Below are 15,086 nucleotides of genomic sequence, written 5' to 3' on the forward strand. Positions count from 1 at the left end.
GGTAGTGTTCACGGTGTGAGTGATCTGCCCCGCGCCCGGTTCGGTCATGTCGCCCGGATGGACGAGACCATGAGCCGGGCTGTGTCCCGCATTCCCGAAACCGCCATCGATCGCGGCATGCTGCGACTGACCCGCTCGGCGAACACGGGCGGGCTGTGGTTGGCGACGGCGGCGGCGCTGGCGGCCAAGCCCGGTCCGCCGCGCCGGGCCGCGCTGCGCGGTGTGATCGCCCTGGCGGGCACGAGCATCGCGGTGAATCTCGTACTCAAGACGCTGATCCCCCGGCGCAGGCCACCGGCCGAGCTGATGCCGCACGGGCGAAGGCTCGTCGACGCGCCGATGTCGTCGTCGTTCCCGTCCGGGCACAGCGCCAACGCCGCCGCGTTCGCCACGGCCGTCGCGCTGGAGAGCCCGCGCACCGCGCTCGCCGTGGCTCCCGTCGCCGCCGCCGTCGCCTACTCGCGCATTCACACCGGCGCGCACTGGCCCTCCGATGTGCTGGTCGGCGCGAGCGTCGGCACCGCCGTCGCGCTCACCACCCGCCGCTGGTGGCCGATCCGCGAATCCGACGAGGCCGAGGCACACGCCGTGCAGGACGCGCCGATCCTGGCCGACGGCAAAGGCCTTGCGCTACTGATCAATCCGCGCTCCGGTGACTCCACCTACGACCCGACCCCCGATATCGCCGAGGTCCTGCCCGCCGCGAAACTGCTGCACACCGTGCCCGGTCGCGACGCCGCCGAGGTACTGCAAGAGGCGATCGATCCGTCGGTGCTCGCGGTCGGCGCCGCCGGTGGCGACGGCACCATCGCCGCGGCCGCCGCCGTGGCGATCCGTAACGACCTGCCGCTGGTCGTCGTCCCCGCGGGCACCCTCAACCACTTCGCGCGCGACCTCGGCGTCTACGACCTGCGCGAAGTGGCCGACGCCACCGGTGCGGGCGAGGCCGTTGAAGTCGACATCGCCGCCGTCGAATTCGACACCCCCGAGGGACCGCACACCCATCACCTCATCAACACCGCCAGCGTCGGCGCCTACCCGGAGCTGGTCCGGTTGCGGGAGAAGTGGGAGGACCGCTGGGGCAAGTGGCCCGCGTTCGCCGCAGCCCTCGTCGTCACTCTGCGCCGGGCCGAACCGATCCACATCCGCATCGACGACCGCTGGCACGACATGTGGTTCCTGTTCATCGGCAACGGCCCCTATCACCCGCACGGCGCGGTGCCCGCGTTCCGGTCCCGCCTCGACGAGGGGCTGCTCGATGTGCGCTGGCTGCGCGCCGACGTGCGGTTCTCCCGGACCCGCGCGGTGATCGCGTTGATGCTGGCCGCGATCGGGCACAGCCGGGTGTACGGCGAACGCCAGACCCACGAACTCACCATCACCTCGAAGTCCCCGATCGCGGTGGCCGCCGACGGTGAGGTGGTCGGCACGGCGAGCACCCTGCGGTTCTCGGTGGCGGGCCGGGTGACGGTGTACCGCCGCGACGAGGAGAACCCGCGCTGGGAGAACCGGGCCCGCCCGCATCACCGTCGCCCACTGGCCTGGCTCACCGACCGGCGCCGCTGAGCAGGGTTTCTCACGAACCCGTCTCACCTCGATCACCATCGCCCACAACAACCTTGCGCCACCGCGCCGGGCTGTGCACATGATGGATCATGAGCTTTCCGGACGGTGGACGTCCGATCACCGCGTTCGAAGCAGACCGCCGCTGGGATCCCTGGACTCCGAGCGTGGTGGCCGCCCGTCTCGCCGACTGCACGGCGCCGTGGGCGGTGGCAGGCGGGTGGGCGCTCGACCTGTTCGCCGGGACTATCTCCCGGGCCCACGCCGACATCGAAATCGCTGTTCCGCGAGCGGCTTTCCCGACGATCGCGGCGGCATTTCCCGAGTACGAATGGGATGTCGTCGGTGACGGCACGCTGTGGTCGTTCGCGGCCGCCGCCGAGAACGCCGACCTGCACCAGACCTGGTTACGCGATCCGTTCACCGGCGCCTACCACCTGGACGTGTTCCGCGAACCGCACGACGGCGACACCTGGATCTGCCGACGCGACCCCACCATCGCGCTCCCCTACCGCGACCTGATCCGCACCACCCCCACCGGTATCCCCTATCTGATCCCCGAAGCGGTCCTGCTGTTCAAGGCGAAAGCCGACCGCCCCAAGGACTCCGCCGATTTCCACCACGTACTGCCACTGCTCACCCCGGAACGCTCGAACCGGCTGCACAACTGGCTGACCCGAGTCCACCCCGGCCACCGCTGGCTCGCCGAACTACCGGCCCCTTCGGCTACGCAGTGACACACCACCCCTGCCGGTAATCGGCCCAATCCTGTTGCGTGGCAGCGAAATCCACATACAGCGCCACCCCGAAGTTCGCGCGACCCACATCGGTGCGCGTCTGCCCTAATCGGATCCCACGCACCGCCGCCGCCACGGTCTCGGCCGCCCCGTGATGGCCGGGATCGTCGGCCCAGAACGCCGGTGCGCCCATCAGCAGATCGACCTCCGGGGGCGTCACCTCCAGCGCCAGCTCCGTCTGCTGCGCGACGTAGCCGCTGTAGAGCGCGCGCGTCGGCATCGCGGTGTCGTAGGACATCACCGCCACCTGGTCGACCCGCCGCGCCACCTCCGCGAAATACGCCTGGCTCCACCACTTCCCGTGATCGGCCACCGCGATCCCCACCGCGTGCAATCCGGGCAGCGGATCGATCACCGGCGCCGACACCGACAAGGTCACCCCGGCGGCCGCGGTCATCACGCGGGTCTGCTCGAGCAGGGCCAGGTATCCCGGCGACCCCGATCGGATGGGTTCCAGGTCGTAGTGCACGCCGTCGAACCCGTAGTCGAGCACTCGCCGCGCCGAGGCGACCACCCGTTCCCGCGACGCCGCCGATTCCACGTCGAGACCGTCGAGTTCGGGCTGCACGATGTCGCCGAGCCACGACTGCACCCGGATACCGGGCAACTTCGTGTGCACCGCGTCGACGAACCAGCGCGCCCGGGGTGCCAGGTCGTCGCGCAGCGATCCGTCGTGCTCCAGCGGACCCGTGTGGACGTACAGATCACGAATGCCGGTGCCCGCCAGCGACTTCGCGAGGCCGTCGATATCGGCGTCGGTTCGGCGCCCGTCGACCCAGGCGTGGCCGAGCCAGAACGCGTCCTTACCCCGGCTGCGCGCCTGCTCGGATTGCTCGCCGACGTTGTACACCAGCAGCGCGGTGAGTATGCCCGCGACCGGCACCGATACCACCGCCACCAGCGCGAGCACGACGACGACGCCACGCATCCACCACGACCACGCCCGCCACTTCCCCCGCATTGCCCCTCCCCCGGTCGACGACGCCCCGATACTACCGGCAGGTACCGACAGGGAAATTTCCGGCAAATCGCCCACGCGTGAAACACTGTGCGCCGCTGTACAACTGAACGGAGCACCACATGAAATTCGCCGTCACCCTCGGGTCCGCCACCGTCGCGGCCTTCGCCTTCGCGATCGCGACCCCGGCCGTGGCCAGCGCCCAGCAGTCCTCGGACTGCCACGGCTCGTACTCCCCCTGCCTACCCATCGTCAGCGACGTCGACTGCGAGGGTGGCAGCGGCAACGGACCCGTCTACACCGGCAAGGTGAAGGTCATCGGCCCCGACGACTACGGCCTCGACCGCGACGGCGACGGATACGGCTGCGAGTAGACAGCACGAGGGGCGTGCGATGACGGATCATCGCACGCCCCTCGGCGTAGCTCAGCGGTTCTCGGGCCTGCCCCAACCCTCGTCGTCGGGCTTACCGAGATCGGGCCCCGAGCCTGGGCCGCCGTGGCCGCCGCCACCTGTCCCCGGGCCGCCGTAACCCTGGTCACCGGCACCCGGACCGCCATAGCCAGGCTGCTGCCCACCTGCACCCGGGCCGCCGTAACCGGGACCGCCGGGCTGCTGACCACCGTAACCGGGACCGCCGGGCTGCTGACCGTATCCGGGCCCACCGGGCTGCTGCCCACCGAAGCCGGGCTCACCGTAACCACCCGCACCCGGAGCGCCGTATCCCGGCTGCTCACCGAATCCACCGGCAGAACCGCCGTACGGCGGGTAACCCGGATCCGCGACGCTCTGACCACCGACGACCGGCCCACCGGTGATCACCCGGTAGGCGTAGGCCGTCGCCAGCACCGACAGCGGAATCGACACCAACAGACCGAGGCCACACAGCAACGCGCCGACGATATTGATGCCGAACAGCGCGAGTGCCAGCAACAGCAGCGGCCCCGCATTGGCGGAGATCGCCGAAAAACTCGACTTGATCGCGGTGATCGCGTCCTGGTTCCGGTCGAGTACGAAGTAGAGCGTGAACCAGGTGAAGAAGGCGATCACGATGCCGGGCAGGATGCAGAGCACGAAGCCGATACCGGTGGCGATACCGACGAGCAGCGAAGCCACGATGATCGCGCCGACATTGGTGAACTTGAAGAATTCACCGAATCCCGGTTTACGCCCGTCGGTTTCGTCCAGTGCGCCGCGCACCATCGCCGCGGAGATCAGATAGCCGACGACGGTGCTCACCATACTGCCGATGAACTGCCAGACACCGAATCCGATGCTGAAGTTGCCGCTGTAATCGGTGTCGGCGGAATTACCGAGCCCGAAGATGAAGTTGAGCGCCACCTGGATCACGGCGAAGATCAGGACGATACCGATCCAGACGACGACGTTGTTCTTGTATTTCTCCCAGGCGTACCCGAGAGCGGCGCCTACGCTGAGATCCGGTCTCGCCGGAGGATACCCGGGTTGCTGCTGTCCATACGTCATCCGAACCGCATCTCCTCATCGTCTGCGGCGACCGCGGCCGCCGTCATGAGTCATACCGATCCGGCGTCATCGCGCTCACGCCGACATCGCCGATCATGGCATATGTCGGCGTCGCTTATCAGCTCACATTCTCACGTTTGGGCAATTTCCATCCCGGACGCGGAAAATGGCAGGTGTAGCCGTCGGGATAGCGCTCCAGATAGTCCTGGTGCTCGGGCTCGGCCTCCCAGAATTCCCCAGCCGGGGTGACCTCGGTGACCACCTTGCCCGGCCACAGCCCGGAGGCGTCCACGTCGGCGATGGTGTCCAGCGCGATGCGCCGCTGCTCATCGTCGAGATAGAAGATCGCCGATCGGTAGCTCGAGCCGATGTCGTTGCCCTGCCGGTCCTTGGTGGTCGGGTCGTGGATCTGGAAGAGGAATTCGAGCAACGCACGGTAATCGGTCCGCTCGGGGTCGTAGACGATCTCGACGGCCTCCGCGTGACCGGGATGGTTGCGGTAGGTCGGGTGCTCGTTCTCGCCGCCGGTGTAACCGACGCGAGTCGACAGAACGCCCGGTTGACGGCGGATGAGGTCCTGCATACCCCAGAAGCAGCCACCGGCCAGAATCGCCTTGCGGGTCTCGCTCACAGATCCTCCTCGATGAGAACTCGTGGTCGCACATGTAGCGCACAACCATGGGAGTAGAACGCCGGATTCATCCCCGAAATTCCGCTCAGTACAGTCTCGCCCCGAGAGTTCACGCAACACCGACCCCAGTGTTACCCACATTCGAGGAGGAATACGGCGCGATGCCACGGTTCGGGGTTTCACAGTGTTCGGCGATCGCAGTGATCGCGGCAGCTCTTCTCACGGGCACGGCGGGCGGTGCCCTCGCCCATCCGGGCGGTCCCGACGACACCGTCGGCCAGAACACGACCAGCTGCGAGCAGGGCGGTGAAACGCTGTACGACGACCGGTACACCCGCGCGGCGGTCGGCCAGATCGATGCCGTGCTGGTAGCGGCGGACACGCGCGCACCGATCGCGGGCGGCAAGGTGGTGCTGATCGGCCTCGACGCCTGTGGCGATTCGATCCACCGCCACCTGTTCACCGGCAATTCCGGCCAGGCCAGTTTCCGCGGCCTGCAGCCCGGCCGCTATCAGCTCACCGCCTACGCCAGCGACTCCGACGTACAGCCGATCACCTCCACCGAGGTCGCTCTCGACACCCCGAGCACCAAGACGGTCCGCTTCGTCGCAGGCTGACGGTTCGGGCCGGGCATCCGTCCGGCCCGAAAACCATTGACGCCCAGCGCGTTCACCCCGTCCGTGATAGACATCACCCGAAGTGGAAAAGGGGTGGTTTCCTCATGGAACCGACGGCCGCACAGCGCGCGACGCTCGCCGCGATCTGCAACACGTTCATACCGGGCGACGAGACCGGACTACCCAGCGCCGCCGACCTCGGCGCGGTGAAAACCATTCTCACGATCCTCGGCCGTAACCCGCGCGAGGCCGACCGCAAGCAGTTCGCCACCCTGCTCGACCTGTGGGACACCCGCGCGTTCGGCGCGCTCACCGGTACCGGTTTCCGGCGGTTCTCCACCCTGCCACAGGCGCAGCGCGAGGCGGCCCTGCTGCGGCTGGCGGATTCCCGGCTCGCCCCGCTCCGCGCGGTCTTCCAGGCCCTGAAACAGGCCTCCCTGCTGGCGTACAACGTCACCCCCGGCCCGACCGGCACGAATCCGCTGTGGGAGCGGATCGGCTACCCGGCACCGACCGGACCCGCACCCGACGCCGCCACACCGGAGCTGAAGCCGCAGCGGTTCACCCGGCCGACCACGCTCGACTGCGATGTGGTCGTCGTCGGATCCGGCGCCGGTGGTGGCACGGCGGCCGCCGTGCTCGCGCGGGCCGGGCTCGACGTGGTCGTGCTCGAGCGCGGAGACTACTACGACGACAAGGACTTCGGCGACGGCGAACTCGCCGCGCTGACCACCCTCTACGCAGCAGGCCCCGCGACGACGGCGGAGGGCCAGCTCACACTGGTCGCGGGTAGCTGCCTCGGTGGCGGAACCGTCGTCAACTGGAGTACCTCGCTGCCGGTTCCCGACCGTGTGCGCGCGGAATGGGCCGACCTCGGCGTCCCCCAGTTCGCCGGTGACGAGTTCGGCACCGCGCTCGATGTGGTGAGTGAGCGGATCGGCGTCACCCGCGCGAAATCGCCGATCTCGGCCCGCGACGGAATTCTCGAACGCGGCGCGCGAGCGCTCGGCTGGGACGTCGACACCCTGCCGCGCAATGTCGGCGACGCCTGCGACGCGGCGATCGAATGCGGTCGCTGCGGCTACGGCTGCCGCCTCGGCGCCAAGCAGTCGGCGACCAAGACCTGGTTGCGCGACGCCGCCGAGCACGGCGCCCGGCTGGTCGTCGACGCCGACGTCCGCACCGTCACGGTGAAAGCCGGTCGGGCGGAATCGGTATCGGCTCGCACCTCCGACGGCGTCGAGATCACGGTGCGCGCCCGCGCGGTCGTCGTCGCTGCGGGCGCCGTGCAGACGCCCGCGCTGCTGCGCCGATCGGGTCTGCGCAACCCGAATATCGGTCGCCACCTGCGCCTGCATCCCGCCGCCGCCGTGTTCGGGGTGTTCGAGGACGAGATCCGGCCCTGGGAGGGCGCGCTGCAGGCGCGGATCAGCAGGCATCACGCCGACCTGGACGGCAACGGCTTCGGCGTCATCTACGAGACCGGCCCGGTGCACCCGGGCCTGGCCACCGGGTTCATGAACTGGCGCGGCGCACGACAGCATCGCGACGCCATGCTCGAATTCGCCCGCACCACCTCCATCGGCGTCATCACTCGCGACCGGGACCCGGGGACCGTGACGGTGGACCGCAGCGGCGAACCGGTGGTGAAATACCGGCTCTCCGACTACGACGCCGGACACCTGCACACGGGCATCGTCGGCGCGGCGACCATGCTCGAAGCCGCGGGTGCGCAACGCATCTACTCCGGTCACCAGGCGGGCATCTCCTTCACACCGGGCGCCGACGGCTCGCTCGCACAGTTCGAGGCCGCCTGCGAACGGGCCGGATACGGCCCGGGGCGCTGCTCGATGGGCGCGCTGCACATCATGGGCTCGGCCCGGATGGGCGGCACGGCCGAGCAGTCCGCGACGGATCCGGACGGTGCCACCTGGGACGTCGGCAACATCGTCGTCGCCGACGGCTCGTGCTTGCCCACCGCACCCGGTGTGAACCCGATGGTGACCATCGAGGCGATCGGGTACATGAACGCGACGCGGCTCGCGGCCGAGCTCACCTAGCTGTGCGCCCTCCTGCGCCGACCACATAATCTGGGTCGATGACCGCTGTTGCAGATCGTTCACTCGGACCGGAACTGGCACGCATCGAATCCCTCACCGCGGATACCGATGTGCTGGTGATCGGCTTGACCTCCTCGGAGAACGGACCGGCCATCGCCCCGGCCGACATGTTCGGCGACGTGCTCACCCCCGAGGTTCGCGCGGAGCTGCTCGACGCACTCGGCGCGGTCGGCGCCAAGGGCAAACCCGAGGAACTCACCCGGGTACCCGCGCCCGCGGCGCTGGACAACGTCACCAGCGTGCTCGCCGTGGGTCTCGGCGCGGCCGAGAAGGTCGACGCCGAGCAGGTCCGCCGCAGCGCCGGCGTCGCGGCCCGCGCGCTGTCGGGCACCGAACTCGTCGCCACCACCTTGTCCGGCATCGATCTGGGTGCCGCCGCCGAGGGCTTCTACCTGGGCGCATACACCTTCTCCGCGTTCAAGTCGGCCAAGAGCGCGCCCAAGCCCGACGAACAGCCGGTGGTCCGCGTCGAACTGCTGGTTCCGGAACCGGAATTCGGTGTGCTGGAACTGCTGCGCGCCCAGCTGGTCGCCGAAGCCGTCGCCACCGCACGCGATTTCGTGAACACCCCGCCGAGTGCGCTCTACCCCGCCGAGTTCGCCGACCGTGCCCGTGTGCTCGCCGAAGCCGCCGGGCTCGAGGTGGAGGTGCTCGACGAGAACGCGTTGGCCGCAGCCGGTTACGGCGGCATCATCGGCGTCGGCCAGGGTTCCTCCCGCCCGCCGCGGCTGGTGCGCATCACCTATGCCGGCGGGCCGAAGAAGGTCGCGCTGGTCGGCAAGGGCATCACCTTCGACACCGGCGGTATCTCGATCAAGCCCGCCGCGAACATGGAGAACATGACCTCCGACATGGCCGGTGCGGCGGCGGTCATCGCGACCGTGCTGCTCGCCGCGCGCCTCGGTCTTCCGGTCACCGTCACCGCGACCGTGCCGATGGCCGAGAACATGCCGTCGGCCACCGCGCAGCGCCCCGGCGACGTGCTCACCCAATACGGCGGCACCACGGTCGAAGTCATCAACACCGATGCCGAGGGCAGGCTCATCCTCGCCGACGCCATCGTGCGTGCCATCGAGGACGAACCCGACTACCTCATCGATGTCGCCACCCTCACCGGCGCGCAGATGGTCGCGCTCGGCACCCGCACCCCGGGCGTGATGGGCACCGACGAGTTCCGCGATCGCGTCGCCGAGATCTCGCGCGCGGTCGGCGAGAACGGCTGGGCCATGCCGCTGCCGAGCGAACTGCGCGCGGACCTGAACTCCAAGGTCGCCGACCTGGCCAATGTCACGCCGCACCGGTGGGGCGGCATGCTCGCGGCGGCGCTGTTCCTCAAGGAATTCGTGCCCGAGGGCGTGCAGTGGGCCCACCTGGACGTGGCCGGTCCGGCCTACAACACCGGCGGACCGTTCGGCTATATCGGCAAGGGCGGCACCGGTGTCCCGGTGCGCACGCTCATCGCGGTGATCGAACAGATCGGCGCGGAGTAGTCACTCATCCAGCTCGGCTTCCCTGGCCCGCCGCTGCTCGATGCGGCGGCGGGCGTCGAAGTCGCGCATCCGCTGGGGATAGCCCGTCTTGGTCACGTCGTATACCGGCACGCGCAAGGTGTCGGCCAGGCGGCGCGCGCCGTGCTCGCCGACGATCCGGCGCGTCCATTCGCCGTCCGCCGCCACCAGGACCGCTGTGACATCGGTCACAGTAGTCTTGGGCTCGACGAACGCCTCGACTCCGTGCCGCGCCCGCGCCCACTGCGCGAGCGCGCGCACCTCCGAGGCGTTCTCACGCGCGACTGACCTGCTCCGGCCCCGCACCCCGCGGAAACGATCCAGCAAACCCACCGGCTCAGCCCTTCTGCTTTCCGACGGAATTCTGCTCACCGCCGTACATTCCATGGTGCCAGCTCCGCACGGATTGCCGCCCAGCGCCACAGACGCGGCGGGCGAGTGCAAGGATGGTTGCCGGAACAAGAACCAACGATTCCCGGGAGTCCCGCCACACGGTCGGGGTGGACACACGCCGCGACCCGCGACGTAATGCCCACCGGGGTCGAAGCACTGTTGTATTACCCGTCGAACAGTCAGAGGAGTCAGAGGACATGGCCTTCTCCGTCCAGATGCCGGCTCTTGGTGAGAGCGTCACCGAGGGAACGGTGACCAGGTGGCTGAAGCAGGAAGGAGACACGGTCGAGGTCGACGAACCGCTGCTCGAAGTCTCCACCGACAAAGTCGACACCGAGATCCCGTCGCCCACCGCCGGTGTGCTGTCGAAGATCGTCGCCCAGGAAGACGATGTCGTCGAGGTCGGCGGTGAGCTCGGCGTGATCAGCGACGCCGGCGAAGCCCCCGCTTCCACCCCCGCGCCCGCCGAGGAATCCGTGGCCGCGGAACCCGAACCCGAGCCGGAACCCGAGCCCGCCGCGCAGGCACCGGCCCCCGAGCCCGCCGCCGCGCCCGCTCAGGCCGACGCGTCGTCCGGCACCCCCGTGAAGATGCCCGAGCTGGGCGAGTCCGTCACCGAGGGCACCGTCACCCGCTGGCTCAAGGCCGTCGGTGACGAGGTCGCCGTCGACGAGCCGCTGCTCGAGGTCTCCACCGACAAGGTCGACACGGAGATCCCCTCGCCGGTCGCGGGCACGCTGCTCGAGATCTCCGCGCAAGAGGACGACGTCGTCGCCGTCGGCGGTCAGCTCGGTGTGATCGGCAGCGGCAAGCCCGCCGCCGCCCCCGCGCCGGCACCGAAGCCCGAGCCCGAAGCCGCGCCGGCACCGAAGCCCGAGCCGAAGCAGGAAGCGGCACCGGCTCCGAAGCCTGAGCCCAAGCCGGAGCCCGCTCCCGCGCCGAAGCCCGCGGCCGCCGCCAAGCCCGCGCAGGCGGCGGCGGCAGGTAACGGCAGCACCCCGTACGTGACTCCGCTGGTGCGCAAGCTGGCCGAGGAGAACGGCGTCGATCTGTCGAGCCTCACCGGTTCCGGTGTGGGCGGACGCATCCGCAAGCAGGACGTGCTCGCCGCCGCCGAAGCCAAGAAGGCACCGGAGCCCGCGCCCGCCGCCGCCCCGGCCCCCGCCGCGGCCCCGGCCAAGCAGACGGCGGCTCCGAAGCTGGCCGGTCTCGTCGGTTCCACCCAGAAGGCGAGCCGCATCCGGCAGATCACCGCGACCAAGACGCGCGAATCGCTGCAGACCACCGCGCAGCTGACCCAGGTCCACGAGGCCGACGTCACCAAGATCGCGCATCTGCGGCAGCTCGCGAAGGCGTCGTTCAAGAACCGCGAGGGCGTCAACCTGACGTACCTGCCGTTCTTCGCCAAGGCGGTCGTCGAGGCCCTCGGTGTGCACCCGAACGTGAACGCCTCCTACAACGAGGACACCAAGGAGATCACCTACCACGCGTCGGTGCACCTGGGTATCGCGGTCGACACCGAGCAGGGTCTGCTCTCGCCGGTCATCCACAACGCCAGCGACCTGTCGCTGGCCGGGCTGGCCCGCGCGATCGCCGACATCGCCAACCGCGCCCGCAACGGTGGGCTCAAGCCCGACGAGCTGTCGGGTGGCACCTTCACCATCACCAACATCGGCTCCGAGGGCGCGCTGTTCGACACCCCGATCCTGGTTCCGCCGCAGGCGGGCATGCTGGGTACCGGCGCGATCGTGAAGCGTCCGGTGGTCGTCACCGACGAGACCGGTGGCGAGTCCATCGGTGTGCGTTCGATGGTGTACCTGCCGCTCACCTACGATCACCGGCTCATCGACGGCGCCGACGCGGGCCGCTTCCTCACCACCATCAAGCACCGGTTGGAAGAGGCGGCGTTCGAGGCCGATCTCGGCCTGTAGCAGGGCATTTCGATGAAGGTCGTCATCGCCGGTTCGTCCGGGCTGATCGGGACGGCGCTCGTCGCGGCTCTGCGCCGCGACGGGCACGAGGTGTCCCGGCTGGTGCGCCGCGCTCCCGCGGCACCGGACGAATTCGCGTGGGATCCCGCGCGCGCCCAGCTCGACGAGCGGGCGTTGCGCGGGGCCGACGCGGTGGTGAATCTGTGCGGCGCGAGTATCGGTTCGCGCCGCTGGAACGGCAGCTACAAGCAATTGCTGCGGGACAGCCGGATCACCCCCACCGATGTCCTCGCCACGGCGGTCGCCGCCGCGGGCGTGCCGACGCTGGTGAACGCCAGCGGCGCGCAGTACTACGGCGGCACGACCGGCGACTCGATCGTCGACGAAACCGCTTCCAGCGGAACGGGTTTCCTCGCGACCCTGTGTCGCGACTGGGAAGCGGCCACCGCGCCCGCCACCGATGCGGGAGTGCGCACGGTACTGGTGCGCAGTGGGGTGGTGCTCGCCCGCAACGGCGGGATGCTGAGCATGTTGCACCCGCTGTACTGGCTCGGGCTCGGTGGTCGTTTGGGTAGCGGGCGCCAGTACACGCCGTGGATCTCCCTGGACGACGAGGTGGGCGCGATCGTCTTCGCGCTCACCCATCCCGACCTGTCCGGGCCGATCAACGCCGTCGGCCCGGCTCCGGTCACCAATGCCGAATTCACCCGCGCACTCGGTCGCGCCCTGCATCGCCCCGCCCCACTCATCGTGCCCGCGTTCGCGTTACGAACGGCAGTCGGGGAGCTCGCGGACGAGGCGCTGCTCACCGGCCCACGGACCATTCCCGCCGCACTGGAAAAGGCGGGTTACACCTTCCAGCATCCGACCATCGGCGCCGCGCTCGCCGCGACTGTCGGCCGATCATGAAGGCGCCCATGCTGATTCGCGACGCCGACAAAGCCGACCTGCCGACCGTGCTGGAGATCCACAACGCCAACATCGCCGAGTCGACCGCGATCTGGGACACCGATCAGGTGGATCTCGACGACCGGCTCACCTGGTTCGCCGACCGCACCGCGGCGGGTATGCCGGTGCTGGTCGCCGAGATCGACGGCGAGGTGGCCGGTTACGCGTCCTACGGGCAGTGGCGGCCCAAAACCGGCTACCGGTATTCCGTCGAGAACTCCGTCTATGTCGGTGAGCGTTTCCAGCGGCGCGGTGTCGCTACCGCCCTACTCACCGAATTGATCGCTCGCGCAACCGATTCCGGGCGCGTGCACGCGATGATCGCTGCCATCGAGTCCGGCAACGCCGCATCGATCGTCCTCCACGAACGGTTCGGGTTCCGGGTCGTCGGCGAATTGCCCGAGGTGGGTCATAAATTCGGTCGCTGGATGGATCTCACGCTCATGCAGAGGTTGTTCCCTCTCGAGCCGCGCTGACATTCCACAGCCTTTCACCGGCGGGCCCGGAGCTCCGGCAGGCCCGGAGTCACGAAACGATGCTTGAACGCTTCATCGTCTGTCCGGGGACGGCTACAGTCGGGTTATGGGCATCGACTGTTCGAGCGTTGTCACAGCACCCCGTGCCGAGGTATTCCGCTGGTTCGAGCGACCCGGCGCGTTCACCCGATTGGCGCCGCCGTGGCAGCCGGTGCGGCTGCTCGCGGAATCCTCCGATCTGGCCCGTGGCGCCGCGGTTCTCGGTCTTCCCGGCGGCCTGCGCTGGATCGCCCGGCACGACCCCGAGGCCTACGATCCGCCCGCGTCTTTCGCCGACGAGGTCGCTGTCGACGGTCTTGCCTCGGCGCCCCTCGGCCGTCTGCTGCCGTGGCGGCATACCCACGAGTTCGCCGAGGTCGACCCCGAGCACACCGCGGTGATCGACCGCGTCGACACCCCGATTCCCACCCGCCTGCTCCAGCCGATGTTCGACTATCGCTATCGCCAGCTCGCCGGTGATCTCGCGGCTCACCAGCGCGCCGCCGCAACAGGTTTCGCCGCCCGGACCATCGCGGTGACCGGGGCGTCCGGGCTGGTCGGCACCGCCTTGTGCGCGTTCCTGTCCACGGGTGGGCACCGGGTGATCCGCCTGGTCCGCCGCCCGACCAACGATCCCGCCGAACGCCACTGGAATCCCGATGATCCCGCACCGGACCTGTTGCAGGGCGTTGACGCTGTCGTCCACTTGGCGGGCGCCGGAATCGCGGGCCGCTTCACCGGCGAACACCGCCACGCGATCGCCGACAGCCGCATCGGCCCCACCCGCGCCCTCGCCGAAACCGCGGCCCGCTGCGGTGTCACCACTTTCGTCTCCGCCTCCGCCATCGGCTATTACGGCTACGACCGCGGCGACGAGATCCTCACCGAGAACTCCACGCGCGGAGACGGTTTCCTCGCCGACGTGGTCGCAGCCTGGGAGGCGGCCACCGAACCCGCCGCACACGCGGGCGTCCGCGTTGTCCGCATCCGCACCGGCATCGTCCAATCCCCCGCAGGCGGCACCCTGCGGCTGCTGCGCCCACTCTTCACCGCCGGCCTCGGCGGCCGCATCGGCCCCGGAACCCAGTGGCAGTCCTGGATCGGCATAGACGACCTCCTCGACATCTACCACCGCGCACTCTGGGACACCGCACTCGTCGGTCCGGTCAACGCGGTCGCCCCGAACCCCGTCCGCAACACCGACTACACCCACACCCTGGCCCACGTCCTCCACCGCCCCGCCCTGCTCCCCGTCCCCTCCTTCGGCCCCGCCCTACTCCTCGGCCGCCAGGGCGCCCGCGAACTCGCCGAAGCCGGCCAACGAGTCACCCCCACCCGCCTCACCGCCTCCGCCCACCCCTTCCGAACCCCTGACCTCGAACCAACCCTCCGCCACCTCCTCGGCCGCTGACCCAGACCAGCCGTGCGGTCGCGCGGCCTCAGCGGGGATGCCGCTGAGCGATGACGCGCGTCGGGAGCTGATCGCGCTGGCGCGACGCAGCACGGTCGATGACGCGATGCTCGAATTTCGTGAAGCCATGGAATGGACCCGGGCCTGGTCATCGACATGGAGGCAGCGGCCGCGTTCGTCCGTTACGCGCGTGGTCTGTAGATGGCCGAC

The 15,086-nt window shown here is 69.4% G+C and carries 14 protein-coding genes; 10 read left to right on the forward strand and 4 right to left on the reverse strand.

What is annotated here, in order from left to right:
- The first annotated feature begins 15 nt into the window (after nt 1-15).
- Together NI2_RS26445 and NI2_RS26450 are read left to right on the forward strand one after the other, a co-directional pair.
- Nucleotides 16-1,566, forward strand: a complete 1,551-nt coding sequence (locus NI2_RS26445; protein WP_243750115.1) for a bifunctional phosphatase PAP2/diacylglycerol kinase family protein — start codon at nt 16-18, stop codon at nt 1,564-1,566.
- A gap of 89 nt (nt 1,567-1,655) precedes the next feature.
- Nucleotides 1,656-2,300 (forward strand): nucleotidyltransferase domain-containing protein, encoded by a 645-nt coding sequence (locus NI2_RS26450; protein WP_067496028.1) that lies wholly within the window; start codon nt 1,656-1,658, stop codon nt 2,298-2,300.
- On the opposite strand, the gene NI2_RS26455 is transcribed toward NI2_RS26450, so the two are convergent.
- On the reverse strand, nt 2,290-3,321 hold the full coding sequence (locus NI2_RS26455) for a glycoside hydrolase family 18 protein (RefSeq protein WP_067496032.1): 1,032 nt from the start codon (nt 3,319-3,321) through the stop codon (nt 2,290-2,292). The genes NI2_RS26450 and NI2_RS26455 overlap by 11 nt on opposite strands.
- Before the next feature lie 119 nt (nt 3,322-3,440).
- Here NI2_RS26455 and NI2_RS26460 point away from each other — a divergent pair, with 119 nt between their 5' ends.
- Nucleotides 3,441-3,692: a hypothetical protein gene (locus tag NI2_RS26460; protein WP_067496034.1), complete on the forward strand. Its 252-nt coding sequence runs from the start codon at nt 3,441-3,443 to the stop codon at nt 3,690-3,692.
- Nucleotides 3,693-3,743: 51 nt separating this feature from the next.
- On the opposite strand, the gene NI2_RS35335 is transcribed toward NI2_RS26460, so the two are convergent.
- The gene (locus tag NI2_RS35335; protein ID WP_243750114.1) at nt 3,744-4,802 is read right to left on the reverse strand and encodes a hypothetical protein; all 1,059 of its coding nucleotides are present in this window, start codon (nt 4,800-4,802) and stop codon (nt 3,744-3,746) included.
- 118 nt (nt 4,803-4,920) lie between these two features.
- Nucleotides 4,921-5,433 (reverse strand): peptide-methionine (S)-S-oxide reductase MsrA, encoded by a 513-nt coding sequence (gene msrA, locus NI2_RS26470; protein WP_067496036.1) that lies wholly within the window; start codon nt 5,431-5,433, stop codon nt 4,921-4,923.
- Nucleotides 5,434-5,633: 200 nt separating this feature from the next.
- Between msrA and NI2_RS26475 the strand changes: the two genes are divergently transcribed.
- The 3 genes from NI2_RS26475 (at nt 5,634) to NI2_RS26485 (ending at nt 9,660) form a co-directional block, all read left to right on the forward strand.
- Complete coding sequence (locus tag NI2_RS26475; protein WP_166655827.1) at nt 5,634-6,050, forward strand: carboxypeptidase-like regulatory domain-containing protein; 417 nt, start codon at nt 5,634-5,636, stop codon at nt 6,048-6,050.
- 104 nt (nt 6,051-6,154) lie between these two features.
- A complete protein-coding gene (locus NI2_RS26480; protein ID WP_067496040.1) occupies nt 6,155-8,110 on the forward strand; it encodes a GMC family oxidoreductase N-terminal domain-containing protein in 1,956 nt (651 codons plus the stop codon).
- A 38-nt stretch (nt 8,111-8,148) separates the two neighbouring features.
- The gene (locus NI2_RS26485) at nt 8,149-9,660 is read left to right on the forward strand and encodes a leucyl aminopeptidase (protein ID WP_067496043.1); all 1,512 of its coding nucleotides are present in this window, start codon (nt 8,149-8,151) and stop codon (nt 9,658-9,660) included.
- Here the strand turns inward: NI2_RS26485 and NI2_RS26490 are convergent, their stop codons facing one another.
- Complete coding sequence (locus tag NI2_RS26490; protein ID WP_067496046.1) at nt 9,661-10,011, reverse strand: oxidoreductase; 351 nt, start codon at nt 10,009-10,011, stop codon at nt 9,661-9,663.
- A 257-nt stretch (nt 10,012-10,268) separates the two neighbouring features.
- Between NI2_RS26490 and sucB the strand changes: the two genes are divergently transcribed.
- From sucB to NI2_RS26510, 4 genes are all read left to right on the forward strand, one after another.
- Nucleotides 10,269-12,002 (forward strand): 2-oxoglutarate dehydrogenase, E2 component, dihydrolipoamide succinyltransferase, encoded by a 1,734-nt coding sequence (gene sucB, locus NI2_RS26495; protein WP_067496049.1) that lies wholly within the window; start codon nt 10,269-10,271, stop codon nt 12,000-12,002.
- 12 nt (nt 12,003-12,014) lie between these two features.
- Nucleotides 12,015-12,911: a TIGR01777 family oxidoreductase gene (locus NI2_RS26500; RefSeq protein ID WP_067496052.1), complete on the forward strand. Its 897-nt coding sequence runs from the start codon at nt 12,015-12,017 to the stop codon at nt 12,909-12,911.
- A gap of 8 nt (nt 12,912-12,919) precedes the next feature.
- On the forward strand, nt 12,920-13,426 hold the full coding sequence (locus NI2_RS26505; RefSeq protein WP_067496167.1) for a GNAT family N-acetyltransferase: 507 nt from the start codon (nt 12,920-12,922) through the stop codon (nt 13,424-13,426).
- Nucleotides 13,427-13,532: 106 nt separating this feature from the next.
- Nucleotides 13,533-14,876 carry a TIGR01777 family oxidoreductase gene (locus NI2_RS26510; protein ID WP_067496055.1) on the forward strand — a complete coding sequence of 448 codons (1,344 nt, stop codon included), beginning with the start codon at nt 13,533-13,535 and terminating at the stop codon, nt 14,874-14,876.
- Nucleotides 14,877-15,086: the final 210 nt, after the last annotated feature.

This window comes from Nocardia ignorata NBRC 108230, from assembly GCF_001612905.1.
GTDB classification, from domain to species: domain Bacteria; phylum Actinomycetota; class Actinomycetes; order Mycobacteriales; family Mycobacteriaceae; genus Nocardia; species Nocardia ignorata.

What these genes read in the sequence shown, in the direction of transcription:
- NI2_RS26480 (WP_067496040.1), top strand. Translation starts at nt 6,155, where the DNA reads ATGGAACCGACGGCCGCACAGCGCGCGACGCTCGCCGCGATCTGCAAC.
- NI2_RS26505 (WP_067496167.1), top strand. Translation starts at nt 12,920, where the DNA reads ATGCTGATTCGCGACGCCGACAAAGCCGACCTGCCGACCGTGCTGGAG.
- NI2_RS26485 (WP_067496043.1), top strand. Translation starts at nt 8,149, where the DNA reads ATGACCGCTGTTGCAGATCGTTCACTCGGACCGGAACTGGCACGCATC.
- sucB (WP_067496049.1), top strand. Translation starts at nt 10,269, where the DNA reads ATGGCCTTCTCCGTCCAGATGCCGGCTCTTGGTGAGAGCGTCACCGAG.
- NI2_RS26460 (WP_067496034.1), top strand. Translation starts at nt 3,441, where the DNA reads ATGAAATTCGCCGTCACCCTCGGGTCCGCCACCGTCGCGGCCTTCGCC.
- NI2_RS26450 (WP_067496028.1), top strand. Translation starts at nt 1,656, where the DNA reads ATGAGCTTTCCGGACGGTGGACGTCCGATCACCGCGTTCGAAGCAGAC.
- NI2_RS26510 (WP_067496055.1), top strand. Translation starts at nt 13,533, where the DNA reads ATGGGCATCGACTGTTCGAGCGTTGTCACAGCACCCCGTGCCGAGGTA.
- NI2_RS26455 (WP_067496032.1), bottom strand. Translation starts at nt 3,321, where the DNA reads ATGCGGGGGAAGTGGCGGGCGTGGTCGTGGTGGATGCGTGGCGTCGTC.
- NI2_RS26500 (WP_067496052.1), top strand. Translation starts at nt 12,015, where the DNA reads ATGAAGGTCGTCATCGCCGGTTCGTCCGGGCTGATCGGGACGGCGCTC.
- NI2_RS35335 (WP_243750114.1), bottom strand. Translation starts at nt 4,802, where the DNA reads ATGACGTATGGACAGCAGCAACCCGGGTATCCTCCGGCGAGACCGGAT.